The sequence below is a fragment of the Thalassospira sp. MIT121401 genome (genome assembly GCF_047125595.1).
Taxonomy (GTDB): domain Bacteria; phylum Pseudomonadota; class Alphaproteobacteria; order Rhodospirillales; family Thalassospiraceae; genus Thalassospira; species Thalassospira povalilytica.
In genome coordinates this window covers 3,100,262-3,124,314 of the sequence record NZ_CP138926.1, presented here as the reverse complement: position 1 = coordinate 3,124,314, position 24,053 = coordinate 3,100,262, and the positions used below count along the sequence as shown (strand labels likewise).

Here is a 24,053-nt window from a genome sequence, read left to right as displayed (position 1 = left end):
ATATCGCCATCATTCAGATGGAGGATCTTGTGACACAGGTAATAGCGCAATCGGTTTCCCGGACGCGTGCGGGCTGGTTCAGTGGCCTGATGGGGGTGGTGATCTTCAGCGGGTCGTTACCGGCAACGCGGTTGGCGGTCATGGATTTTGATCCGGTCTTTGTCACGGTTGCACGCGCCGCAATCGCCGGGTTTATTGCGGTTTTGATCCTGATGGTTTCAAGGCCGGTGCGCCCGATACGATCGCAATGGGTATCGTTGTTGGTGGTTGCCGGGGGGGTGGTTGTCGGCTTTCCGCTTTTGACGGCATTGGCGCTTGAACATATCAGCTCGGCTCGATCGATTGTCTTTATCGGGCTTTTGCCATTGGCAACTGCGATTTTCGGGTTTTTGCGCGGTGGTGAAAGACCACGTGTCGTTTTCTGGCTTTTCTCCATTATAGGGAGCGCGCTGGTGGCCGGATTTGCCGCAACAGGTAGCGAAGCGGGCGCGTTTTCGGGTGATCTTTATATGCTGGGGGCGATTATCGTCTGCGGGCTTGGCTATGCCGAAGGTGGCAAGCTGTCGCGACAGCTTGGTGGCTGGCAGGTTATTTGCTGGGCGCTGGTGATTTCGGTGGTGCCAATGGCGGTTTTGTGCGCGGTGACGTTACCCGAACAGATGGGGGTGATTGGAATGCCTGCCTGGCTTGGGCTTGGCTATGTGTCGTTGTTTAGCATGCTGATCGGGTTTTTCTTCTGGTATCGCGGTCTGGCGTTGGGCGGAATTGCCACGGTCGGGCAATTACAGCTTTTGCAGCCCTTTATGGGCTTGATATTGGCGGCACTGATTTTGGCCGAACCGGTCAGCCCGGCGATGATCGGGGTGACGGTTGCGGTTGTTTTATGTGTGGCGGGTGCGCGACGGTTTGCCTGACGGAAACGGATCGAAATGTCAGGACAGCGTGCCGAATTCCGGTTGCGGGCCGGGGCCTACTGATTGGGTTGGGGGCTGTCTGATTGGGCCGATTGCGGGGTGTCTTCGGGGCTTTTGTCTGGCCAATAGAGTTTGTGCAAACTGGCGACAAAGCCTTCATCAAGCAGGTCCTGCATGATCTCGGCGATTTGATCCGTGCGTGACATCAGCGGGGATTTGCGCGAAACCGCCAAATGGATGTCATTGTTATGGCCTGATCGAAATGGTGCCTTGATGATGGTGTCTTCAAGATGGTTGCGGCGGATTTCAAAGTCGGCGTTGGAGTCCGAACCGACAATTGCATCAAGCCGGTTGGCGGTCAGCATGCGCAGCAAGATGGTTTCGCTGCCGGCTTCGAATTTGTCGAGGGACGTATCGCTGTCAAACGGTTCGAAATAGCGCGAATCAACAACCGCGCCGACCGTCAGATTGCGAAGGTCGTTATATTCCTCGATCAGGACCGGGTTTTCGCGATTGATGTAAAAGACCGGGGTGACCTGACTATAGGGCGGCTTGATATAGTGGGCGAATTGCGCGCGTTCTTCGGTATAGGCAAAGCTTGTCAGAACGTCGATATCCCCGTCTTCAAGATTTTTAAGACAACGCCGCCAGGGGCAGGGATGCAGATCAAGCTGCAAGCCAAGCCGATTGGCAATCGCAGCCAGAAGGGCAACGTCAATGCCATGACGTGAACCGTCTTCATCTTCGATCACGAAGGGTTCCCAGACCGAAAATGCTGCAATCAGCAAGCCGCTGTCTGTATGCCGGGATTGCCGTTCATGGGCGTGCGCCACACCCGATGATAATGCCCCGCCAACCAAAAGCCCAAGGCACAGCACAGCCACAGACATGCCACGCGCCAAAGGCGGTGCGGCAGGCCGGGCTATTTTTGAGCGGGCGATTGATGCGATCATGAGCAAGATTTGTTACGACGGGGTTTCCTTCTATCCATGTTAGAATTTAAACTCTCAAATCAAGTGATGCTGTACCGGAAGTATCCTGCTTGCGGTTGGTTCGAGAGATGTGAACACCAGTTACGAAAGGTCATGTGACCATGCGTTTGTCCTATCGCGGGGTAAAGCCCACCATTGATGAAACAGCCTTTATTGCCCCGAATGCGACCATCATCGGTGATGTCGAAATCGGTGCAGAGACAGGCATCTGGTTTGGCTGTGTCATTCGCGGGGATGTTCACGAAATCCGTATCGGATCGCGCACCAATATCCAGGATCTGACCATGGTGCATGTCGCCAAGGGCAAGTTCGGGACCTATATCGGGGATGACGTGACCATCGGACATGCGGCGATTATTCATGCCTGCACGCTTGAAGATCGAAGCTTTGTCGGGATGGGGGCGACCGTGATGGATGGTTGCGTGATCGAGCAGGGCGGCATGCTGGGGGCCAATGCATTGCTCGCACCGGGCAAACGCATTCCGGCAGGCGAACTTTGGGCCGGTGTGCCTGCGCGCAAGGTGCGCGATCTGACACAGGAAGAAATCGAATTCTTCAAGGTGTCTGCCGATCGCTATGCCGATCTTGCTCAGGAATATGTCAAATCCATCCCCGAAGACCTGAAATAGGGTACGGGAATTTTCGGCAATGTCTGCCCGCATATGTCTGTCTGGATATATCTGGGGGTTTCTGCGTAGTCCGGGTCAAGACGCTTGGACTGCGCAATATTTTTTTGCATCATGGCCTTCAAGTGCGAAAAAGGGGAAGCGTTCGCAATAATCAAAAATGAAGGCATGTCCGATAACAAAACAAACGGGACATGCTGCGACGTGAAGAGGCGTGGGAAGATATGGCGGTTCGCCATTTGATGCCTGGCATCGCGATGTTGCTTGTGTCCTTGTTGGGCGGCATGCAGGCAAGTGTCGCGGAACCAATTACGGAATGTTCGCGGCCATTGGTGATCCGGGCATCGGAAACCTATAGCCCGTTCAGCATGAAAGATGTGAACGGCATGGCAACGGGCATTGATAACCAGTTCATTACCCGGATCCTGCGTGAAACGGGATGTGATGCCCGGTTTGTCTTCATGCCCTGGAAACGGTCGCTTTATGCCATTGAACATGGCGATATCGATATTCTGCCATCGGCATCCTTTACTGCGGAACGGGCAGAATATGGATTATTTTCCGTGCCATACCGCAATGATGTCATCGGATTTACCGTTCGCAAAGGCGATGCAAGACGTATTCAGATTGAAGGTCTTGATGATATTGCGCGCCAAAACCTTGTGATCGGGCATGTGCGCGGGGCCTATCGCGGCGAAGATTTCAAAGCTTTCAGTGCGAAGGTGGAAAATGCCCCGTTCATTATGGATGTGTCGATGGCCCCGCATGGCATGCAGCTTTTGATGGCGCGCCGGGTTGATCTGTTGCTTGGCATTCCGGCGGCCTATGTTGCGCAGGCAGACGAGCTTGGATTTACCGGTGGTGTTGAAGAACATCCGTTTATCCTGGCCAAGGAGCCGGTGCGTTTGATGTTCTCGGCCAAGACCATTGCCCCGGAACTTGCGCAAAAACTGTCAGAAGCGATCGAGCACGAAATCACCACTGATGGATATCAGCGCCTGTTTGGAAATCAAAGTGTTAGCACCAATTAGTTGATTTCGACCGACAGGTTTGTGATGCCCGCAAATGCGCGGGTGGATTGATCTGTGTTGCGAAGGAGCCGGACTTGGTTTAGCAAGTCAGGACATTCGGATTTAACAGACAACCTGCCGCGCGCCACCACGCCCGGGCACAGGAAATGGACCGGGAATATGACACGTTGGCAGGCAAATGCCGTTATTGTTTTCGTTGCCCTGATCTGGGGCACGACCTTTGTTGTTCAGCACACCAGCATGGAAAATATCGGCCCGCAATATTTTACGGGCGTGCGTTTTTTGCTGGGGACACTGGCTGTATTACCCTTTGCCTTGCGCGAGTTGCGCAAACTTGACCGTGCGGGCCGTCGGCTTGACCGGGTTGATATCCTTGGCATGATTGCCACGGGGATTTCGATGTATCTTGCCAGCATCTTCCAGCAGATCGGGATCATGGGCACCACTGTTACCAATGCGGCCTTCCTGACGGCATTTTATGTGCCCGCAGTACCGGTTCTGGCCTATGTGGTGTTTCGCAATCGACCGCACTGGTCGGTCTGGCCGGGCGGGGCAATGTGTGTTTATGGCACCTACCTTTTAAGTGGCGGGGATCTTTCGGGGCTTGGCACCGGTGATTTCTGGGTGATGGGCAGTGCGCTTTTCTGGGCGGTCCAGGTGGTGATGATCGGGGTGATGGTGACGCGCACCAATGCACCGGCCCTTGTTGCCGCGACCCAGTTCTTTATCACCGGCATTCTTGGCATGGCGATGGGGGCGGTGACCGAAACCTTCAGCTTTGCCGATATCTATAATGCCGGGTTTGAAATCCTTTATGCCGGGATCATGTCAGCCGGGATTGCCTTTACCCTTCAGGCCGTGGCCCAGAATTATACCGAGGCATCGGATGCCGCGATCATCATGAGTGCCGAGGCGGTCTTTGCCGCAATTGCCGGGGCATGGTTCCTTGGTGAACGTTTGGCACCGGCGGAATATGCCGGTTGTGGTGTGATCCTGGCGGCGATTATCGGGGTTCAGTTGTTGCCGATGATGCGCCGCCGCCCGTCTGTGGCCATCTGACCGATCCGTCTCGCACCGGATTGATGCCAAATATCATCAATGGCGGGCCGGTTAACGGGCCGCCATTGACTTTTATCAAGGCAGGGTTCAAGTCTGTAGGCGTAAATGCGTTGCGTTCGCGATCATGCGGGCGGCCGTCATATACATTCTTTTCCGTGATCAGATCAAAGTGCCTGCCATGCGTCACCACAACCGCCATTCGTTTCGTTTTGCATTGATCGTTTCTGCGATGAGTGTCTGTATCATTGTGCCGGTGTTGCAGGTGGCAAAGGCCCGGGCCGAAACCCCTGATGCGTTTTTGCATCGTCTGGCAGCACAGGGAAATATGCAGTCCGCATCCGATGTCGGGGCGACAGAAGTTGCGAATGCACCAAATTCCCCATTTGCTGACAAGGCGGAACTTGGCGAGGCGCTTTATTTCGATCCCAATCTTTCGGCCAATCGCACGCAGGCCTGTGCGACCTGTCATGAGCCGTCCGCCGGGTTCAAGGATCCGCGCATTGACGTGGCAAATGGTGCCTTTTCACTGGGCGATGATGGCAAAAGCCTTGGCGATCGCAATGCGCCGATGGCGGCCTATGCGAAATTTTCCCCGACATTCCATGTACGTGATGACGGTGTCGCGGTGGGTGGTCAATTCTGGGACGGGCGTGCTGCGGATCTTGCCGAACAGGCGGGTGGGCCGCCGCTTAATCCCATTGAAATGGGCATGCCCGACAAGGCCAGTGTCGTTGCGCGCCTGATGGAGGATGAAGATTATGTCGCGGGCTTCAAGGCATTGTTTGGCGATGATGTCTGGTCAGACAGCGAGACGGCCTATGGCGCGATGACACAGGCGATTGCCGCCTTTGAACAGGGGGACGAATTCGCCCCGTTCGATTCCAAATATGACCGGTTCCTGCGCGGCGAATATAAAATGACCCCGCAAGAAGAGCTGGGCAGGGTTTTGTTCTTTTCGCAGCAATTTACCAATTGCAATACCTGCCACATGCTGAAAACCAGCCCGACGGCAGAAGGCGAAACCTTCACCAATTACGAGTTCCACAATATCGGTGTGCCGCGCAATGTCGCGACCCGCAAGGCCAATGCCAAGGATGTCAGTTTTACCGATAACGGGCTTTTGGATAATCCGGCGATTGATGACCCGGCCTATCGCGGCAAATACAAAACCCCGTCGCTGCGCAATGTCGCGGTGACGGGGCCTTATATGCATAACGGCGTGTTTGCCGATCTGGAAACCGTGGTGCGGTTCTATAACAAATATAACAGCAAGGCCAAAGCCAACCAGACCAACCCGGAAACCGGTCAGCCCTGGGGCGATGCGGAAGTACCCGAAACCATTTCGCTTAAGGAGCTGGAGCAGGGCGATGCCCTTGACAGCAAGCGGATCAAGGCCATCGTTGCCTTCCTTAAAACGCTGACCGATGCGCGGTATGAACCCTTGCTGGCCGAGCAGGCCAAAGCCGCGAATTAGGATTTAAGCGTTTCGATCACCGCACTTTGGGCAAGGTCGCCAAGGCCATCCTTTGTGGCGGTTTCAAATATATTTGCCGCCGCCTGTCCAACCGGAACGGTCATGCCGAATTCCCTGGCCATGGTCAGGGCATAGGATGCGTCCTTGGCGCGAAGGGCGGTGGTGAAATGGATGCCTTCGTTATGGTTGCCACTGATCATGCCGGGCATGGTCATCAGCCCGGATGCACTGGCATTGGCACCGATTGAAAATGTTTCGGCAACGGTTGCGCCATCAAGCCCGGCTTTGCTGGCAACAGCCACAAGCTCGGCCGCGGCCGCGATATGAACAGCACCCAAAAGATTGTGCATCAGCTTATAAACCGTGCCCGATCCGACCGGACCAAAATGCACGGTGCGTTTTCCGGTATCGTCAAGGATCGGTTTGATACGGTTAAGGTCAGATGCCTCTGCCCCGATCAGAAAGATCGTGTTGCCCGCTTCGATATCAGAAGGAACGCCGGTAACCGGCGCATCGATATAGGTATGCCCGGCAGCCGAAACGGCCTTGGCCAGATCAAGCACAAAACCATGTGAAAGGGTGGAACATTCAATGGCGGCCGTCCCGGCATTCATGGCCGCAAGTGCACCATTTTCACCAAGCCATACGGCCCGCGCAGCATTGTCATCGGCCATGAACGAGATGATGGTATCCACACCATATGCTGCCTTGGCCGGCGTGGCACAGGCAACCGCGCCAAGCGCAACAAGCGGGTCAAGTTTGTCCGGGCTGCGGTTCCAGACCTGTATCCGGTAGCCTTTTGAAAGCAGGCGTTTGATCATCGCCGATGCCATGCGCCCGGCCCCCAGAAAGCCGATTGTCTTGGTCATGGTGTTTCCCCGTCAAATGATTGATGTTTATCGTTATGGAATAAAAAAAACGCGGTCTGTGCCATGCCAGACCGCGTTTTCAACAAAGTGCGATCTGCCGGTCAGGACAGGGTGACTTTTACATATTCACCGGGTGCCGGACCAAGCACCTTGAGCTTGCCATCACCTTCCTTGCGGGCGGGAACCTTGCCGCCTGAACGGCGGCTGATCCAGTTTTGCCAGTCGGTCCACCAGGAACCTTCATGCTGGGTGGCCTTTGCCATCCAGTCATCGGGATTGGCGGGGGTACGGTTATAGGTCCAGTAGCAATATTTCTTGGCCGCCGGCGGGTTGACCACCCCGGCAATATGGCCCGATGCCGACAAGACGAATTTGACCTGACCTGACATAAGCTGTGTCCCGGCATAGGTCGCCTGCCATGGCGCAATATGGTCTTCGCGGGTCGACAGGAAATAGACCGGGATTTTGATATCGCGCAGGTCAATGGGTTCGCCAAGGATCGAAATGCCGCCCGGTTCACGCAACAGGTTCTTGTTATACATGTTGCGCAGATAGAAGCTGTGCATTGCCTTGGGCATGCGGGTGGAATCGGAATTCCAGTACAGAAGATCGAACGGAAAGGGATCCTTGCCCAGCATGTAGTTTGACACCACAAACGACCAGATCAGGTCATTGGCGCGCAGCATGTTGAAAGACATCGACATGTCCCGGCCATCCAGATAGCCCTCCTTGGACATGTTGCGTTCAAGGCTTTCGATCTGTTCATCATCGACAAAGACCGAAAGTTCGCCCGGCTTTTCAAAATCGGTCAGGGTGGTAAAGAAGGTCGCCGATTTGATCCGTTCATCCCCGACCTTGGCCATATAGGCAAGGGTGGAGCTTAAAAGCGTCCCGCCAAGGCAATAGCCGATCGCGTTGATTTCGTCTTCGCCGGTGGCCTGTTCGATCATATCAAGGGCGGCAAGGATGCCTTCCTTGGCGTAATCTTCGAACGATTTTTCGGCCAGTTTGCTGTCGGGATTGACCCAGGACAGGACAAAGACCGTGTGCCCCTGATCGACAGCCCATTTGATAAAGGAATTTTCAGGGCGCAGATCAAGAATATAGTATTTGTTGATCCATGGCGGCACGATCATCAGGGGCCGCTTGGCGACCTGATCGGTGCTGGGTTTATATTGCAGCAACTCCATCAAGGGCGTTCTGCCAATGACCGATCCCTCGGTGGTGGCGACGTTTTCACCGATCTTGAAGGCATCCAGATCGGTCATGCGGATCTGCAATTTGCCCTTGCCGCGTTCAAGGTCGCTTAAAAGGTTCTGCAATCCCTTAAGCAGGTTTTCCCCGCCGGTTTCAATCGTGGTGCGCAGGACTTCGGGATTGGTCATCAGGAAGTTGGTCGGCGAAATCGCATCGACGAACTGCCGCGTATAGAATTCGACTTTCTGGGCGGTCTTTTCATCAAGCCCGTCCACTTCATGGACAAGGTTCTGCATCCATTGCGATGACAGCAAATAGGACTGCTTGATGAAATCAAACAGTTCATTGTTTTCCCATGCCTCGTCGCGGAAGCGCCGGTCGCCCTTTTGCGGGGTGACGACGGGCTCGGAGTCTTCGCCAAGCATGCGCAAGGTGGTGTTGTGCCAAAGGGTATAATATTGCTGCCAGAGTTCCATCTGGGCTTCGACCAGCTTGGCCGGGTTTTGCATCATCTGGGTGGTCAGTTCGGCGAATGCAGAACCGATATTCAGCGGGTCGGGGTCGGAAATTTCCGGGTCTTCTGCCTGTTTTGCAAGGAAGTCAGACACAAGTCGTTGACTTCTTTCGGCAATTTCTGCCATTGCTGCAGACAGCTTTTCGGGATCCGGGTGCGTGATTTCGGTTTCGATGGCCTGTTGATCGCTCATGGGGCATTCCCTTATGATACCGCCGCAGTTACCTTGTGACTTCAAAACGTTTTTGGGTTCTTTGCAATATCGCAAGACTTTTGACGTTTTATGTGTTCGGTATCTGAATGGCGCTCCGGGTTGAAACTCTGCTTGATCCCAAGCTTATCATGGTCTTAGCCTAGCGCGTCGCCAAGGGGTAGTACAAGAATTATAAGGTGACGTTTCTGCGGATATTTTCACGCAAAGGTCATCCAACTGAATTTGGAGCAGCGAAAACAAATGGGCGTTCTGAAATCGACGACAGGGCAGTGGTCGTGGCAGGAAACTGCAAGGGGGAAGCTGCGGATGGTTCTGCAGACCGGCTCTGCGCTGGCGGTTGTGCTGGCATTGGGCGCCTGTTCTTCTGTTCCTGACGCAATCAACCCGATCGAATGGGGAAAATCGGTCGGTGACATGTTTGACGGCGACGACGAAACCGCCGGTGCCAAATCCGAAGAACCGATTCCGGGCGAGGACGGGGAATACCCGAATCTTTCCGATACGCCGAGCAAGCCGATCGTTACCGGTGATGCCGAACGCGATGCGCTGATCGCGGGGCTTGCTGCCGATCGTGCCAATGCCCAATACACCCAGTCCGGCCGTCGTCAAAGCAGCCCGCCGGTCAATGCGCTTCAGTCCGCACCGCAGGTGCCGGTCGCACAGCCGGTCATTGAACCGGCACCGACCACCCCGGTTGCTGCAAGCGAAATGGCCGCACCAAGCGCGCCTGCGACAACGCGGGCTGTGACATCGGCGCCAACGGGCTCGTCGATTGCCGATCAATGGAATGCCAAATCCCCGGTTTCCGGTCCGGTACCAACCCCGGAAGCCGCACCTGAACGTCCGGCGGTGGTTGCCGGTGCCGCGGCGGGCGGTGCTGCTGGCATGACCGCCGAAGAAGCCCGCGCGCAGCAACTTGCGGCCTTTGAAGCTGCCCAGGCCAATCAGGGCGGTGGTGCTGAAACATCCTCATCAGCTGCATCAGCATCCGCGTCTGCACCAGCATCACAGGCCTCATCTGGTGATCCGGTGATGGATCAGTATCAGCGCCGCCTGGCCGAAGGGCAGGGCGTGTTCGCCAACGAACCGGCTGCTGTGGTCGATTCCGGGCAGGGCTTTGACTATTCGCTTTATGCCGATGACGGATCGGTTGTGGTTGATGAAAGCCAGTTTGGTGGCAGCCAGGCGGGATATGGCGAATCCGGTTCGGTTGATATGACCGTGACCAACGGGGCGCTTGCGGCCCGGCTTGGTGTTGGTTCTGTCGATCAATTGCCGCCGGCCATCAATGGCATGCAGATCGCCCAGATCCAGTTTGGCCACGGTTCGACCAATCTGGGCGGATCGGACTATTCGGTTCTGCAACAGGTTGCCAATACCTGGCAGCAGACCGGTGGTGTGCTGCGCGTGATCGGCCATGCGTCGATGCGGACCGGCAATATGTCGCTTGAACATCATCTGGCGGTTAACCGCCGCGTTTCCGAAGGTCGCGCCGCAGCCGTGGTTTCGCGTCTGCTGTCGCTTGGCGTCTCGCGCGAGGCAATCTTTGTTGGTGCCGACGGATCGGCTGATCCGCGTTACTACGAAGGTGTTCCGGCGGGCGAAGCCGGCAACCGCCGTGTTGAAATCTATCTCGATTACTGATCACGTGTCCCGGAACAGCCGGGGTGTCGTTTAATCAGACAGCGCGAAGGGAGCAATCCTTTCGCGCTGTTGTCGTTTCAAGACGGTTTCGCGCCCGGTTACCATCCATCCGCAAATAATCCTGATTTCCGGGAAAATCGCCGAATTTGCGCCGCGTGCTTGCCGCAAATGCGAATTAACCATGGATCGTGCGCAATAATTCGTTGAGTCTGATTTCCATAAAAGGTACATCCTTCGAATTGTACGCTGCTCAGGGCCATTTTTTATGGCCTAAACGCAATTTTCGTGAATTCGAGGATGTGCTTTTCGCATAAAATTCGAAATTCGGCAATTTGATGAGGATATAGGATAATGTCCCAAGACTTCCACCGCATAAAACGTCTCCCGCCATATGTATTCGCAGAAGTAAATGCGATGAAAGCGGCGGCGCGGCGAGCGGGCGAGGACATTATCGATTTCGGCATGGGCAATCCGGACCCGGCCACCCCGCAGCATATTGTCGATAAGCTGGTCGAAACGGTTCAGAACCCGCGCACTCATGGCTATTCGATGTCGCGCGGCATTCCGGGCCTGCGCAAGGCGCTGGCAGCCTATTACGACCGCCGTTTTGGTGTGGATATCGATCCGGAAACCGAAACGGTTGTGACCCTTGGTTCCAAGGAAGGTCTGGCCAACCTGGCAGCAGCGATCACCAGTCCGGGTGATATCTTTCTGGTGCCCAACCCCTCCTATCCGATCCATGCGTTCGGTTTCATCATTGCCGGTGCGGCCCTGCGTCATATTCCGATCGGCCACGATGATCAGGGCACGTTCAGCACCGAAAGTTTCATGGAACAGCTGCATCGCGCGGTCAAACACTCGGTCCCGAAACCAAGTGCGGTGGTCCTGAACTTCCCGGCCAACCCGACAGCACTTGTGGTTGATCTGGCATTTTATCAGGAAGTGGTCGATTTCTGCCGCAAGCATGAAATCTATGTGCTGTCTGATATTGCCTATTCCGAGATTTATTTTGATGGCAACCCGCCGCCCTCGATCCTTCAGTGCAAGGGGGCAAAGGACATTGCTGTCGAATTCTATTCGCTGTCGAAAACCTATTCGATGGCGGGCTGGCGTATCGGGTTTGCCACCGGCAACAAAAAGCTGATCAACGCGCTGACCCGGATCAAGTCATATCTTGATTACGGCGCCTTTACACCGGTTCAGGTCGCGGCAACCGCGGCCCTTAACGGTCCGCAGGATTGTGTCGAGGAATTCCGCAATCTGTATCGCGAACGCCGCGACATCTTTATCGAAGGGGCGGCAAGTGCGGGCTGGAATATTCCGTCTCCGGCGGCAACCATGTTTGCCTGGGCCCCGATCCCGGATGCATTTGCCGAACTGGGATCGCTTGATTTTTCCAAGCTTCTTTTGCAGGAAGCAGGGGTGGCTGTCGCGCCGGGTCTTGGCTTTGGCGAATATGGTGATCGCCATGTTCGGATTGCGCTGGTGGAAAACAAACACCGCATCCGGCAGGCCAACCGGAACATCAAACAGTTCTTTGCCAAATGTCCGGATGCAAAATCTGCACGTGAACTGTTGAAGAAATCTTTCTGATATCCGATAAAGCATTCTGTGTTTCGCCCGGGACATGTCCCGGGCGTTGCTTTATCAGGACGCGTTGACCGAATGCGGTCATCTGCGCGCTTGCGCAAACAACCACGTGCTAAGGAGTTATCGTGAAAGACGTCGTCAAAATCGGTGTGGCAGGCCTGGGTACGGTCGGTGCCGGAACCGTTAAACTGCTGAGTGAACATCGCGACATTCTGGCTGACCGTTCGGGCACCCAGATCGTCGTCACAGCGGTATCGGCGCGTGATCGAACTCGTGATCGTGGTTTTTCGACCGAAGGTCTGACCTGGTACGACGACGCCCGTGATCTTGCTGCTGACAATGAAATCGACATTCTGGTCGAACTGATCGGCGGATCGGACGGCATTGCCTATGATGTCTGCAAGGCCGCCCTTGAAAATGGCAAGCATGTGGTGACTGCCAACAAGGCACTGATTGCGCTTAAGGGTGTTGAACTGGCCCAGATTGCTGACGCCAATAATGTGACCATCGCCTATGAGGCCGCCGTTGCCGGCGGTATCCCGGTGATCAAGGCATTGCGCGAAGGTCTGGCTGGGAATGCGATTTCGCGTGTGACCGGTATTTTGAACGGCACGTGCAACTATATCCTGACCACCATGCGTGAACAGGGCCGTGACTTTGCCGACGTTCTGGCCGAGGCGCAGAAACTTGGTTATGCCGAAGCAGACCCGACCTTTGACGTTGATGGCATTGATGCCGCGCACAAGCTGGCAATCCTTGCCAGCCTGGCATTCGGGGTCGAGGTCGATTTTGATGCGGTTGCTGTTGAAGGTATCCGCAGCGTTTCTGCCCTTGATATCCAGTTGGCCGAAGAACTTGGCTATCGCATCAAGCTGCTGGGCATTGCCAAACAGACGCCCGAAGGCATCGAGCAGCGCGTTTCCCCGGTCATGGTGGATCGCGCAACCCAGATTTCCAAGGTTGAAGGCGTGTTTAACGCGGTTGCCCTTGAAGGGGACTACGTCGGTCCGGTGGTTCTTCAGGGCCGTGGTGCCGGTGAACGCCCGACCGCATCGGCCGTGGTTGCCGATATCGTCGATATTGCTGCCGGGCGCAGCGCGCCGGTATTTGGCGTGCCGGCCGAACGGCTTAAGAAAAACGTTCGTGCATCGCTCGAAAAGCATACCGGTGCCTATTACCTGCGTCTGATGGTGTGGGATCGTCCGGGTGTCATGGCCGAAGTGACCGCAACCCTTGCCAAGCATGGGGTGTCGATGGCCTCGATGATCCAGCATGGCCGGGCCGAAACCGAAGGCGGTGTTGTGCCTGTAGTGATTGTTGCTCATGAAACCACCGAAGCTGCAATGTCGGGGGCGGTGAATGATATCGCCGCATTCGAAAGCAACTCGCAGCCGCCGGTATTGATGCGGATCGAAAGCTTCGCATCTTAACGGGAATATCACGATATACGCGCCTCGCACCTGTCATGATGCGGGGCGCTGTTGTAAAGTTTCGACGCAAAATCAACAAAATCAAAAAATAGAAGACAACAACGAGACAGGGCCCCCAGACCCTGCACACTAGACAAGGAAGACAAAATGGATCGAAATCTCGCGCTTGAAACGGTTCGCGTGACCGAGGCGGCTGCACTTGCGTGCTCCGGCCTTATGGGGCGTGGCGATGAAAAGGCAGCCGACCAGGCGGCTGTCGACGCGATGCGCAATGCGTTGAACAGCATGGATATCAAGGGCACGGTCGTGATCGGCGAAGGCGAACGCGACGAAGCACCGATGTTGTTCATCGGTGAAGAAGTTGGTTCGGGCAATGGTCCGGAAATCGACATTGCGCTTGATCCGCTTGAAGGCACCACCATCTGTGCGACCGGTGGTCCGAACTCTTTGGCGGTTGTTGCCATGGCCGAAAAGGGCGGCTTCCTGAATGCGCCCGATACCTATATGGACAAGATCGCGGTTGGCGGCGGACTTCCCGATGATGTGGTTGATCTTGACGCAACCCCGCTTGAGAACCTGAAAAGCCTCGCTGCTGCCAAGGGCTGTGATGTTGCCGATCTGGTTGTCTGCATTCTGGATCGTCCGCGCCACCAGGAAATCATTGCCAAAACCCGCGAAGCAGGTGCACGCATCATGCTGATCGGTGATGGGGATGTTGCCGGTGTGATTGCGACCTCGCAGAAAACCTCGGGCATTGATCTTTACATGGGGACGGGCGGCGCACCGGAAGGCGTTCTTGCCGCAGCAGCCCTTCGTTGCATTGGTGGCCAGTTCCAGGGGCGTCTTGTTTTCCGTAATGACGACGAAGTTGCCCGCGCCAAGAAATGGGGCATCGAAGATCTTAGCCGCAAATACAAACTGACCGAACTTGCCAAGGGCAATGTCATGTTTGCGGCAACCGGTGTCACCGATGGTGCGATGCTGCGCGGTGTGCGTCGCTTCGCCAATGGTGCGGAAACCGAAAGCATCGTGATGCGTTCGCAGTCGGGTACCGTACGTTACGTTCGCGCGGTTCACGATTTCAGCCGGAAAATCTGGTACAAGTAAGAAACCCGCAAAACGGATTTCGAAAAGGGAGTGCCGCGTTCTCAATCCAGGCACTCCCTTTTTTCGTTTAAGGACTTGCAGGGCAGGGCGGTCTGGGTTACATCCTCCGCCCCCTTCAAAATAGCCTGTTATCGGAGCCTGCCTGATGTCTGAAATTATCGCCCTTGATTTCGGTACGACCAATTCTGTTCTTGCGGTCGCAGACAGTGCAGGCAATGTGCAATCAGCCAAGTTTGACGTCGGTGCCAACAGCTTTGATACATACCGCACCATCCTTTATTTCTGGGAAGAGCAGGAACTTACCGCACCGGGTGCGCCGACCCATACCAAAAGCTGTTCCGGCCCGTTTGCGATTGCCGAATATCTTAAGGAAAGCCATGATTGCCGGCTGATCCAGTCGATGAAATCCTATCTGGCGACCAAGGATTTTGAAGGTACGGACATTTTCGGGACGACCTATTCGATCGAAGATCTGATCGGAACGTTTCTTACGCAAATTCATCATTTCGCGCAGCACAGCCTTGGCTGGCTGGGGCATCGGGTGATTTCCGGACGTCCGGTTGCCTTTGCGGGCAATAATCCCGACAACGACTTTGCCGAAATGCGCCTGCGCGGTGCCTATGAGCAGGCCGGCTTTGATGTTGAGGCGATGGTGTATGAACCGCTTGCTGCATCCTATTATTACGGGCGCGAGCTTGATAAACCCGAAACCGTTCTGGTGGCCGACTTTGGTGGTGGTACCAGTGACTTTTCGCTGATCCGCTTTACGCCGGGTCTTGGTATTCGCGGTGTGCAGCCACTTGCCCATACCGGTCTTGGCATTGCTGGTGACCGGTTTGACTATCGCATCATTCAAAAGGCCGTCTGGCCGCGCCTGGGCTTTGGGTCGGAATATAAATCAATGGGGGCGACCCTGCCGATCCCGCGGCAATATTACACGGCCTTTTCGCGCTGGCATGAACTTGCCATGATGAACCAGCCCAAAACGATCAATGAAATCAAAAGCCTGATCCGCTCGGCAACCCGGCCTGACGATATCGAAGATCTGGTCGCCATCATCGAAGATGAAATGGGCTTCCATCTTTATCAGACGGTGTCCAAGGCCAAGGCGGAACTCTCGGATAGTGACAGCACGATCGCGCTTACCAGAAGCCCGATGGCAAGGCCGCTTAGGGCATAAAGCCAGATGCCAAGTGGGTGGCGTCGGAAAATCCATGGCAAAATGCCACCGGCAAGGCACAGCACCGGAAAGGCCAGAACGCTGTAAAACAGCAGTTCGGTAAGAAGATTGTTCTCAGACCCGGGGGCGTCAAACATCATTGGTGAAAACATCACCAATGGCATCGACATGACGGCACCAAGCACGGACAGGATGGTCAATCCGATCCGCAGACCTTTTTTGTGGGGCATTGCTCGTATCCATTTTTTTGTCGCTGTTGTCACAGTCTGCACAGCTTTGAGTTGTCTGCAAGTGATCGTCGAACCCGCAACTTTTCCACGATGCGCAAACGCGCCTTCTTTTCGGTTTGGGAAATCGCACCTATCTTGAATCCATAAATGCCCGAACCGCAATGGAACAACGGGCGTGATGGTGTTCAGGGAGGAACGCACATGAATACCGAAAGTGATGCACATGTGATTGAACGTCTGACGGGGCAGATCCTGCCGGCTTTGCCGATGTCTGCGACCAATGACCAGATGGTCGATCTTTCAAGTCTTTCCGGGCGGACTGTTGTCTATGCCTATCCCAGAACGGCCGAGCCGGGTGTGCCGTCGCCGGATGGCTGGGATGAAATTCCCGGAGCAAAGGGCTGCACGCCGCAATCCTGTTCTTTTCGCGATCATGCGGTCGAGTTGCGCGCGGTCGGTGTTGAAAATCTTTACGGGCTTTCGAGCCAGACAACGGATTATCAGAAAGAGGCCGCCGAACGGCTTCATCTGCCCTTTGCGCTGTTGTCCGATGCCGATCACCGGTTCAAGGAAGCCATGGCCATGCCCGATTTCGAAGCAGGCGGCATGCGGCTTTTCAAGCGCCTGACCATGGTGATTGATGATGGCAAGATCACCCGGGTTTTCTATCCGGTCGATGATCCGGCCGCCGATGCCGAAAACGTCCTGAAATGGTGCGGTGAAAACCCGCGCTGATGAAATCCGGTGCCCGGGAACGAAGTTTTCAGATCGGCAAATTATCCGGTTTAAGCGGGCCCGAGATTGCGCTATTTCATAGGGCATGACAGAGTACGCAAAAGAAACGACATTCATGGGCATCGAGCGATCCGTCACCGGGAAATGGTGGCGTGAGCGCGCAACGGATGAACGCCTGGCAACCACGATTTCGCAGCGCTTCGGGGTGCCGGAAATCGTGGGCCGGGTCATGGCAAATCGTGGCATCGGACTTGACGATGCCGAAAGTTTTCTGTCCCCGACATTGCGCGACCTGATGCCAGATCCATCGTCATTGCAAGACATGGACATGGCGGCATCACGCATCGCCGATGCCATCGAAAAGCGCGAGCAGATGGCAGTATTTGGTGATTATGACGTTGATGGTGCAACCAGTACCGCGCTTTTGAAACGTTTCTTCCGGGCACTTGGCGCAGATGTGCCGGTGCATATTCCCGACCGCATGACCGAAGGATACGGCCCCAACGCCCCGGCATTGCTGGAACTGCAGCGCAAGGGTGCGAACCTTATCCTGACGGTCGATTGCGGGGTGACGGCCTATGGCCCGTTACAAGAGGCAAGGGACGCCGGGATCGAGGTCATTGTGGTTGACCATCACGCGGCCGAACCGGAATTACCGCCCGCCGTCGCGGTGGTCAATCCGAACCGGCTTGATGATGAAAGCGGGCTTGGTCATCTGTGTGCAGCCGGTGTGGCGTTCCTGTTATGTGTGGCGATCCTGCGTGAATTGCGCAGTCGCGGCTGGCTTGAAAAGGCAGGGGTTCGGGCACCCGATTTGCGCAACTGGCTTGATCTGGTTGCGCTGGGAACCGTCTGTGATGTCGTGCCGTTGCGCGGGTTGAACCGCGCCTTTGTGACCCAGGGGCTCAAGGTCATGAAACATCGGTCCAATATCGGCATGACGTCACTTGCCGATATTGCCGGGGTCAATGAAACGCCAAGTGCCTATCATCTTGGATATGTCCTGGGGCCGCGTGTGAATGCAGGCGGGCGTGTTGGCGAAAGTTTCCTTGGTACAACCTTGTTGTCGGGGGACAACCCGGCACAGGCACAAGATATCGCGCGCAAGCTTGACGAATATAACCGTGAACGCAAGGCGATCGAGGATATTGTCCTTGATCAGGCAATCAGCGCGGTGGAAGGCCGGTCAAAAGTCGGGTCCATGGTGCTGGTGGGCGGCGAGGACTGGCATCCCGGCGTGATCGGGATTGTGGCCAGCCGTCTCAAGGATCGTTATCACGTGCCGTCACTGGTCATGGGGCTGGTGGATAGTGTGTATAAGGGATCGGGCCGATCTGTGCGCGGTATTGATCTTGGTGCGGCGATTATTGCTGCACGTCAGGCCGGGCTTCTGATCAACGGGGGCGGTCACGGCATGGCGGCGGGCTTTACGCTTGATCCGGAAAAGCAGGACGCGTTTGAAGCCTTCCTTGAAGAACGGTTCGCGAAAATCATCGCAGAAAACGATATTCGTCCCACCATCACGGTGGACGGGGCCCTGCATGCCCATGGGGCGACGATTGAACTGATTGATGCGCTTGAAAAGCTTGGTCCATTTGGTGCGGGCAATGCCGAGCCCAGATTTGCCTTTGTCGATTGTCGTGCGGTAAAGGCCGATGTGGTCGGGGCCGATCATGTGCGCTGTATTCTGACCGGGGCCAATGGCAAGGGACGGCTCAAGGCGATTGCGTTCAGATGCCTTGATAATGACATGGGTCAGACATTGATCAAGCATGGCGGTCGGCCGTTGCATGTTCTGGGGCATCTGCGCCGCGATACATGGCAGGGCCGTGACGGCGTTCAGCTGATCATTGATGACGTGTCTTTGCCGGTCTGAAATCTGTTCCGAGTTCGGGCGGAAACATCCGCAACGCGAAATCACCGGCGCGATGCCGGTGAATGCGTTCGCCTGTGATTAAGGGCAACTGTCGGAATTTGTTGCCGAATCCCGGCTGCGATGGCGGGCGATGATGGTCGAAATTGCTTCTGCAAGGATGTAACCGGAATCAATCGGGTATCGATTTTTTTCGATCTTTTCGACGATCTCGTCATGGGCCTTGAGGATATCGAGCGCGATCTGCGCACCATTGTCGATGCCCTCGGCCGCCAGAAAACCGCTGATCATTGCCATCAGCATGTCCCGGTGAATGGTGTCGGGCGCAACAGATGATCCGGTGGGGTGGATATCGTCGGAAAGATCGGTTTTACCCTTTCCGGTTGCAATCCAGTTCAGATTGATGCCTTTTATCAGGGCCATTCGCGAAACGCCGACAAAGCGTGGCTCAGATTGTGCCTGGCACCAACGGTTCAATTGTTCGGGAATGACGCCTGCAATTTCGGCAGCATCCTTTTTGCGGTCAAACAGGTTTACAACTTGACGGATACGTTCCCCCATTTCCGCATCCAGGACCGGAAGAGGCGTGGGGTGATTATGCTTCGTCATGCTGGGCACTGCAAATTTTGTTAGAATGAACTGGCAGCCCCGCAACCCAGGGATATTTGGTATATCGAATTTTTTTAGTTGAATGACGAAATTTTTCGTTGTAAATCTTGCTCATGTTCAACTTTAACTGTTCCTGCGCCAACTGCCTTTGGATATACGATTCGACTTTTCGGGCGTGATCATGTGACTGGGTCATCCCGTTAATATTAGAATATGGTTATATCAGTATAACCTTAGGCTTCTGGTGCGTTTATGGTTTTGAACGGGTTTGTGAAGCCCCGATCTGACTGATGTTTTTGGTCTGATGTCGCGGTTTCCTTTCCGGGTCAGTTTCCTGTCCATATTGAGTCTAGATATGAATGCGTCCACTGACAATCCAGATGTATGGTGTTTCTGGCGCGCAAATTGTTTGCCTGCTGGTTTTGTTGTGGGCAAATTTATCAAACAAAAACAATATTTTCTGCGAAACTGTCCGCAACGCAACCTTTGGCGGAACATTATATCTTTGCGGTATAGTCTCTGTGTTCGTCGATGGTCGCTTGTCCGGCGATTTTTTTGTTTTTTGACTGTTCTGGTTTGGTTGGGAACACCGGCACAGGCATCGCCGCAAGAGCCGCTTCAATTTGCCGCGGCACGCAATGTCAAAGTTTATACCGAAGATTTCGCACCGTTTAATTATGTCACGCCAAAAGGACTGGCCGGGGCCGGGGCGGAAATCGTGCGCGCCATGGCGGTTCTGGTCGGATATCAGTCCGGGTTTGAAGTTCTTCCGTGGAAGCGGGCATTGCAAATCGTCAAGACCGAACCGGACACGGCGCTGTTTTCCATTGTCCGGACCCCCGAACGCGAAGACGAGTTCAAATGGGTCGGGCCGATCTTTATCACCCGCGGCTGGCTTTATCGCATGGCCGATAACAAAATCGATGTCAGCGACCTTTCCGATGCCAGAAAGGTCAGATCAATCGGTGTCCAGGCCGGCGGTGCGGCCGAACGCAGCCTGCGTGAAATGGGGTTTGAAAACCTTGAATCGCTTTATACGCCCGGGAATGCTTTGCGCATGCTGTCCGAAGGGCGCATTGATCTGTGGGAAGCATCCGACATTGCCATGAATTTCCAGCGCGAGATGCTTGGCCTTGAAAAAGGATCAGTGGTCCCGACGGTCGAGCTGGGGCAATATGATATGTATCTTGCCTTTTCCAAAAGCACACCCGATGCGACGCTCGAACCATGGCGCAGGGCGCTTGAAATCGTGCAGGGAAGTGGTATGGCCGATGTCATTGCCCGGCAATACGGGCTTGGCGATCAGTCGGTCAATCTGACCGCGCGCACCGCCCAATAATTTCCATCAAATGATCCAATTGGCTGGCCGATAAGCTGTTGGCAAAACAGCCCGGCAAAATGCGCAAAACGTGTTTATCCGGGGCGCCGTGATGCAAAGGCTTGCTGTTCTGCGGTGATGGGATTATCCCAGATAACATCATGACAGAACACACAAAACAATCGCCCCACACTGCGCGTACCAGTCATTTCATTCTGGTGCTTGCGCCCATCCTTCTGGCTTTTTCATTAAGCCAGTTTTTCCGTTCGGCCCAGGCGCTTCTGGCCGAGCCGTTGCGTGTTGAACTTGCCATCACGCCCGAGCAGCTTGGTCTGGTATCTGGCAGTTTCCATTTTGCCTTTGCCCTGATGCAAATTCCGGTTGGCGTGATGCTGGACCGGTATGGTCCGCGCGTGACCAACGGGTTTTTGATGATGGCGACCGTGGTCGGGGTCATCATCTTTGCCAGCGCGCATAGTGTGCTCGGTCTGATGATCGGGCAGGCGATCATCGGGCTTGGCTGTTCGGCGGCATTTATGGCAGCACTGGTGCTGGCTGCGCGCTGGACCTCGCCGGAAAAGTTTGCTGCGGCATCGGGACTTATTGTTTCCTTCAGCCTGTTGGGGGTTCTGGCATCGGCAACGCCGCTTGCCGCCCTGGTCGAGACCCATGGATGGCGAACGGTCTATTACGGTCTGGCGGGGCTTAGCACGCTGGCCGTGATGCTTGATCTGTTGTTTGTCCGCGATACGCCGCCCGGTTATCAGGCTGACGATCAAAAAGGCGAAACCGTGTTTGAGGCCCTTAAGGGCATGGTGTCGGTCTGGAAGAATCGTCAGGTCTGGTTGTTGTCCGGGGTGGCGTTTTTCAGTTATCCGGCCATTCTGACCGTGCGCGGGCTTTGGGGCGGACCGTATTTGCATGATGTGTTCGGATTAAGTGCGGTGGAAGTCGGCAATATCCTGTTGCTGATGACGATTGGCATGATCCTTGGACCGCCGACCTATGGCCAGCTGTCACGCAAGCTTCCGACAAAGACCCATGGTCTGATCGTGTTTGCCGTGTTGCTGGGGGCTGCGACGTGCCTGTTGCAGGCCTTTGTCGGGCCCTGGGGCACGGGTATTGCCGCGGCACTGATGCTGCTGCACGGGTTCCTTGGATCAAGTGCGACGCTTAGTTATGCCGCATCCCGTCAGGCCGTGCCCGAACGGCAGATCGGGCGGGCATTGACCACCGTCAATCTTGCGACCTTTGCCGGGTTGTTCGTGCTTCAGGGGCTTGCCGGTCTGATCATCGGGCAATTCGAAGACGGCGCGCCGGACGGTTATCGATGGATGTTTGTCTTCCTTGGAATCGGCCTTGGCGCGGCGGGGATCAGTTTCTGGTTCGGGGCAAAACGCAAAAAGAGCTGATTTGAAATTATTTTTTCCATCCGCGCCGGTCTTGCAGGTGGGGACATATATCCTCATCTGCGAGAAGGATGGTTGAAATGAACCGTCAGGTTAAACAGTGAGGCCGGGTTTTTCCGGGATAGGGCGGTATATGGCCCTATTTTCGGTGGGGGATTAAAAAAAACGTCACAGGGGCGAAAAAGCCGCTTGACCTGACCCGACCCAATCGCTAAAAACCGGCCTCGTTAACGCGCTGCGTCCCCTTCGTCTAGAGGCCTAGGACACCGCCCTTTCACGGCGGCAACAGGGGTTCGAATCCCCTAGGGGACGCCACTCGTTAACAGACTGACTTCGATTGGTGCGTATGTGTCCCCTTCGTCTAGAGGCCTAGGACACCGCCCTTTCACGGCGGCAACAGGGGTTCGAATCCCCTAGGGGACGCCACCAACGAAACAGTCACGACATAAGCACTTTGTGCCTTGTGTCCCCTTCGTCTAGAGGCCTAGGACACCGCCCTTTCACGGCGGCAACAGGGGTTCGAATCCCCTAGGGGACGCCATTTTATAAAGATCAGTTCTTTATAAGCAGATGCTCGTCCGATATATCGGCGGGCATTTTTTGTTGCGTGACCGGATTTTCAACCCGCTTTGCCGCAATGGTGAAGACAGCGATAACACCGCCATCCGGGTTATGTTCCAGCCAGATATGTTCATCATCTTCCCAGCACAAATCACGACACAGGGTCAATCCGACCCCCGATCCCAGTTCGCCTGATGTGCCTTCGGCCGAGTTGAAGGGGGCATTGTTGTTGGCAAAATCGGCAATCATCTGATCACTGACGCCAGCCCCGCGGTCGACAACCCGGATATGGATCTTGTTTCCGATGGCAGATGACGACACCGAGATCGTGCTGCGCGGATTGGAATATTTGATCGCATTGACAAGAAGATTGCGGCAGATCATCTGTGCGTGCGGCGCGATGCCAAACCCGACAAGTTTTTGCGGGCTATAGGCTACATTGATCGATTTGGTTTCCAGAAGCGGACGGGACACCTTGATCGTGGTTTCGATCAGATCGTCGATATCGATCTCGGTCTTTTCCGCCTTGCCGGCATCAAACAGGGTTCGACCCCAGATCAGAAGGTCATCAAGAAAACGAAGCGTTTCGGACGTTGATGAATGCAACTGGCGAATATTGCCAAGTGCCTGTGCCTGATTACCGGCAACCAGATCCTGCTGGGCCAAAAGCGACAAGCCTGCCAATCCCTGAAACGGGGTGCGAAGATCGTGGGCCAGAACCGTAAACAGGCGGTCTTTTGCCTTGGCCTCGGCGCGCAGGGATGTGTTGAGCGCAATAATGATCATGGCGGTAAAGCCGACTGCGGTCAGCAAAAGGAACAGGATGATGTCAAGGAAGGCAAACATGTGAACGGTTGATGCGTTCATGAAATTGGCGATTTCCTGTTCGACCAGCCATGTATAGATCGCCCGAAAACAGTGAAAAATCCCGTGTGCCGCAAAGGTGATGGCAACAACCGATTCCGGGGCCGAACGTTGTCCTTTGCGTTGAAACCACAGAGCACGGAACGATCCGAATGACGTGATCGCCAAAGCAACGGAAATGACGATGACGCGCGCGGCAATGTCGGGGGCCACTTCGCAATAATAGGTAAAAAGCAGTGCGACCGTACTGATGATGGCCGCAGCGGCCAGAATGTTTGGTTTGCGTTTGGTGTAGAATTCAATGCCAAGCCAGTAAAGGGCATGGGATGCGCCAATAAAGGTATTGGCAATGATGATGGACATCACATCGGGAATGGCCCCCCTGAACCCCAGAAGAACAAACCCGATAGCCGCACAGACACCACCAGCCGCCCAGAATACGGTGCCGGCACCTTGCCGCGATACCATCCACAGCGATGTCAGCGTGATGGCCTGAACAATTGCCGCCAGTGTGGCAATGAAGGCAAGGGTACGTATATCCAACTCAACGCCAAACAATTCAGACTCCCATCCGAACGAATGCGGGCCGCCTGCTGTGTCGGGTCTGGGTGGC

Annotated in this window: 21 protein-coding genes and 3 tRNA genes; 18 read left to right on the top strand and 6 right to left on the bottom strand. The window is 55.2% G+C overall.

Annotated elements, in window-relative coordinates:
* Positions 1-29 precede the first annotated feature (29 nt).
* Positions 30-914, top strand: a complete 885-nt coding sequence (locus tag SIB88_RS14410) for a DMT family transporter (RefSeq protein WP_412558352.1) — start codon at positions 30-32, stop codon at positions 912-914.
* 56 nt (positions 915-970) lie between these two features.
* On the opposite strand, the gene SIB88_RS14405 is transcribed toward SIB88_RS14410, so the two are convergent.
* Positions 971-1,804: a substrate-binding periplasmic protein gene (locus tag SIB88_RS14405; RefSeq protein WP_412558351.1), complete on the bottom strand. Its 834-nt coding sequence runs from the start codon at positions 1,802-1,804 to the stop codon at positions 971-973.
* A 203-nt stretch (positions 1,805-2,007) separates the two neighbouring features.
* On the opposite strand from SIB88_RS14405, the gene SIB88_RS14400 reads away from it, so the two are divergent.
* The 4 genes from SIB88_RS14400 (at position 2,008) to SIB88_RS14385 (ending at position 6,096) form a co-directional block, all read left to right on the top strand.
* Positions 2,008-2,535: a gamma carbonic anhydrase family protein gene (locus SIB88_RS14400; RefSeq protein ID WP_068519250.1), complete on the top strand. Its 528-nt coding sequence runs from the start codon at positions 2,008-2,010 to the stop codon at positions 2,533-2,535.
* 191 nt (positions 2,536-2,726) lie between these two features.
* Positions 2,727-3,563: a substrate-binding periplasmic protein gene (locus SIB88_RS14395; RefSeq protein WP_412558350.1), complete on the top strand. Its 837-nt coding sequence runs from the start codon at positions 2,727-2,729 to the stop codon at positions 3,561-3,563.
* A gap of 159 nt (positions 3,564-3,722) precedes the next feature.
* On the top strand, positions 3,723-4,622 hold the full coding sequence (locus SIB88_RS14390) for a DMT family transporter (protein ID WP_068519252.1): 900 nt from the start codon (positions 3,723-3,725) through the stop codon (positions 4,620-4,622).
* 178 nt (positions 4,623-4,800) lie between these two features.
* Positions 4,801-6,096 (top strand): cytochrome-c peroxidase, encoded by a 1,296-nt coding sequence (locus SIB88_RS14385; RefSeq protein WP_412558349.1) that lies wholly within the window; start codon positions 4,801-4,803, stop codon positions 6,094-6,096.
* Here SIB88_RS14385 and SIB88_RS14380 read toward each other — a convergent pair.
* The gene (locus SIB88_RS14380; RefSeq protein ID WP_412558348.1) at positions 6,093-6,965 is read right to left on the bottom strand and encodes an NAD(P)-dependent oxidoreductase; all 873 of its coding nucleotides are present in this window, start codon (positions 6,963-6,965) and stop codon (positions 6,093-6,095) included. The genes SIB88_RS14385 and SIB88_RS14380 overlap by 4 nt on opposite strands.
* A 101-nt stretch (positions 6,966-7,066) precedes the next feature.
* Positions 7,067-8,869 carry a PHA/PHB synthase family protein gene (locus tag SIB88_RS14375; RefSeq protein ID WP_412558347.1) on the bottom strand — a complete coding sequence of 601 codons (1,803 nt, stop codon included), beginning with the start codon at positions 8,867-8,869 and terminating at the stop codon, positions 7,067-7,069.
* Positions 8,870-9,196: 327 nt separating this feature from the next.
* Here SIB88_RS14375 and SIB88_RS14370 point away from each other — a divergent pair, with 327 nt between their 5' ends.
* The 5 genes from SIB88_RS14370 to SIB88_RS14350 all read left to right on the top strand — a co-directional run bounded on the left by SIB88_RS14370 (position 9,197) and on the right by SIB88_RS14350 (position 15,841).
* Positions 9,197-10,534: an OmpA family protein gene (locus SIB88_RS14370; protein WP_250283187.1), complete on the top strand. Its 1,338-nt coding sequence runs from the start codon at positions 9,197-9,199 to the stop codon at positions 10,532-10,534.
* A gap of 351 nt (positions 10,535-10,885) precedes the next feature.
* The gene (locus SIB88_RS14365) at positions 10,886-12,127 is read left to right on the top strand and encodes an LL-diaminopimelate aminotransferase (RefSeq protein ID WP_068519256.1); all 1,242 of its coding nucleotides are present in this window, start codon (positions 10,886-10,888) and stop codon (positions 12,125-12,127) included.
* 122 nt (positions 12,128-12,249) lie between these two features.
* Positions 12,250-13,554, top strand: a complete 1,305-nt coding sequence (locus SIB88_RS14360; protein WP_101246019.1) for a homoserine dehydrogenase — start codon at positions 12,250-12,252, stop codon at positions 13,552-13,554.
* A gap of 147 nt (positions 13,555-13,701) precedes the next feature.
* Positions 13,702-14,661 carry a class II fructose-bisphosphatase gene (gene glpX, locus SIB88_RS14355; protein WP_068519258.1) on the top strand — a complete coding sequence of 320 codons (960 nt, stop codon included), beginning with the start codon at positions 13,702-13,704 and terminating at the stop codon, positions 14,659-14,661.
* A 145-nt stretch (positions 14,662-14,806) separates the two neighbouring features.
* A complete protein-coding gene (locus SIB88_RS14350) occupies positions 14,807-15,841 on the top strand; it encodes an Hsp70 family protein (protein ID WP_412558346.1) in 1,035 nt (344 codons plus the stop codon).
* Here SIB88_RS14350 and SIB88_RS14345 read toward each other — a convergent pair.
* On the bottom strand, positions 15,748-16,071 hold the full coding sequence (locus SIB88_RS14345; protein ID WP_412558345.1) for a hypothetical protein: 324 nt from the start codon (positions 16,069-16,071) through the stop codon (positions 15,748-15,750). The genes SIB88_RS14350 and SIB88_RS14345 overlap by 94 nt on opposite strands.
* 201 nt (positions 16,072-16,272) lie before the next feature.
* Here SIB88_RS14345 and SIB88_RS14340 point away from each other — a divergent pair, with 201 nt between their 5' ends.
* Entirely contained in the window at positions 16,273-16,806 is a 534-nt protein-coding gene (locus SIB88_RS14340) for a peroxiredoxin (RefSeq protein ID WP_206927430.1), read from the top strand.
* Between the two features lie 85 nt (positions 16,807-16,891).
* Positions 16,892-18,682 carry a single-stranded-DNA-specific exonuclease RecJ gene (gene recJ, locus SIB88_RS14335; RefSeq protein WP_412558344.1) on the top strand — a complete coding sequence of 597 codons (1,791 nt, stop codon included), beginning with the start codon at positions 16,892-16,894 and terminating at the stop codon, positions 18,680-18,682.
* A gap of 78 nt (positions 18,683-18,760) precedes the next feature.
* Here recJ and SIB88_RS14330 read toward each other — a convergent pair whose 3' ends face one another.
* Positions 18,761-19,288, bottom strand: coding sequence for a hypothetical protein (locus SIB88_RS14330; protein WP_412558343.1), 528 nt, complete (start codon positions 19,286-19,288; stop codon positions 18,761-18,763).
* 359 nt (positions 19,289-19,647) lie between these two features.
* Here SIB88_RS14330 and SIB88_RS14325 point away from each other — a divergent pair, with 359 nt between their 5' ends.
* From SIB88_RS14325 to SIB88_RS14300, 6 genes are all read left to right on the top strand, one after another.
* The gene (locus SIB88_RS14325) at positions 19,648-19,854 is read left to right on the top strand and encodes a hypothetical protein (protein WP_170310141.1); all 207 of its coding nucleotides are present in this window, start codon (positions 19,648-19,650) and stop codon (positions 19,852-19,854) included.
* Positions 19,851-20,627, top strand: coding sequence for a substrate-binding periplasmic protein (locus tag SIB88_RS14320; RefSeq protein ID WP_170310142.1), 777 nt, complete (start codon positions 19,851-19,853; stop codon positions 20,625-20,627). The genes SIB88_RS14325 and SIB88_RS14320 overlap by 4 nt, the downstream gene beginning before the upstream one ends.
* A gap of 140 nt (positions 20,628-20,767) precedes the next feature.
* On the top strand, positions 20,768-22,018 hold the full coding sequence (locus SIB88_RS14315; protein WP_412558342.1) for an MFS transporter: 1,251 nt from the start codon (positions 20,768-20,770) through the stop codon (positions 22,016-22,018).
* Between the two features lie 236 nt (positions 22,019-22,254).
* Positions 22,255-22,330: transfer RNA gene (locus SIB88_RS14310), tRNA-Glu, on the top strand.
* Positions 22,331-22,365: 35 nt separating this feature from the next.
* Positions 22,366-22,441 (top strand) — tRNA-Glu (locus SIB88_RS14305).
* A 39-nt stretch (positions 22,442-22,480) separates the two neighbouring features.
* Positions 22,481-22,556: transfer RNA gene (locus SIB88_RS14300), tRNA-Glu, on the top strand.
* Between the two features lie 11 nt (positions 22,557-22,567).
* On the opposite strand, the gene SIB88_RS14295 is transcribed toward SIB88_RS14300, so the two are convergent.
* Entirely contained in the window at positions 22,568-23,983 is a 1,416-nt protein-coding gene (locus tag SIB88_RS14295; RefSeq protein WP_412558341.1) for a sensor histidine kinase, read from the bottom strand.
* Positions 23,984-24,053 lie beyond the last annotated feature (70 nt).

Bases quoted from the DNA above. Each gene is read 5' to 3' on its own strand.
- recJ (WP_412558344.1), top strand. From the start codon at position 16,892: ATGACAGAGTACGCAAAAGAAACGACATTCATGGGCATCGAGCGATCC.
- SIB88_RS14330 (WP_412558343.1), bottom strand. From the start codon at position 19,288: ATGACGAAGCATAATCACCCCACGCCTCTTCCGGTCCTGGATGCGGAA.
- SIB88_RS14390 (WP_068519252.1), top strand. From the start codon at position 3,723: ATGACACGTTGGCAGGCAAATGCCGTTATTGTTTTCGTTGCCCTGATC.
- SIB88_RS14385 (WP_412558349.1), top strand. From the start codon at position 4,801: ATGCGTCACCACAACCGCCATTCGTTTCGTTTTGCATTGATCGTTTCT.
- SIB88_RS14375 (WP_412558347.1), bottom strand. From the start codon at position 8,869: ATGAGCGATCAACAGGCCATCGAAACCGAAATCACGCACCCGGATCCC.
- SIB88_RS14340 (WP_206927430.1), top strand. From the start codon at position 16,273: ATGAATACCGAAAGTGATGCACATGTGATTGAACGTCTGACGGGGCAG.
- SIB88_RS14345 (WP_412558345.1), bottom strand. From the start codon at position 16,071: ATGCCCCACAAAAAAGGTCTGCGGATCGGATTGACCATCCTGTCCGTG.
- SIB88_RS14350 (WP_412558346.1), top strand. From the start codon at position 14,807: ATGTCTGAAATTATCGCCCTTGATTTCGGTACGACCAATTCTGTTCTT.
- SIB88_RS14315 (WP_412558342.1), top strand. From the start codon at position 20,768: ATGACAGAACACACAAAACAATCGCCCCACACTGCGCGTACCAGTCAT.
- SIB88_RS14325 (WP_170310141.1), top strand. From the start codon at position 19,648: ATGCGTCCACTGACAATCCAGATGTATGGTGTTTCTGGCGCGCAAATT.
- SIB88_RS14365 (WP_068519256.1), top strand. From the start codon at position 10,886: ATGTCCCAAGACTTCCACCGCATAAAACGTCTCCCGCCATATGTATTC.
- SIB88_RS14395 (WP_412558350.1), top strand. From the start codon at position 2,727: ATGCTGCGACGTGAAGAGGCGTGGGAAGATATGGCGGTTCGCCATTTG.
- SIB88_RS14370 (WP_250283187.1), top strand. From the start codon at position 9,197: ATGGTTCTGCAGACCGGCTCTGCGCTGGCGGTTGTGCTGGCATTGGGC.
- SIB88_RS14405 (WP_412558351.1), bottom strand. From the start codon at position 1,804: ATGTCTGTGGCTGTGCTGTGCCTTGGGCTTTTGGTTGGCGGGGCATTA.
- glpX (WP_068519258.1), top strand. From the start codon at position 13,702: ATGGATCGAAATCTCGCGCTTGAAACGGTTCGCGTGACCGAGGCGGCT.
- SIB88_RS14380 (WP_412558348.1), bottom strand. From the start codon at position 6,965: ATGACCAAGACAATCGGCTTTCTGGGGGCCGGGCGCATGGCATCGGCG.
- SIB88_RS14400 (WP_068519250.1), top strand. From the start codon at position 2,008: ATGCGTTTGTCCTATCGCGGGGTAAAGCCCACCATTGATGAAACAGCC.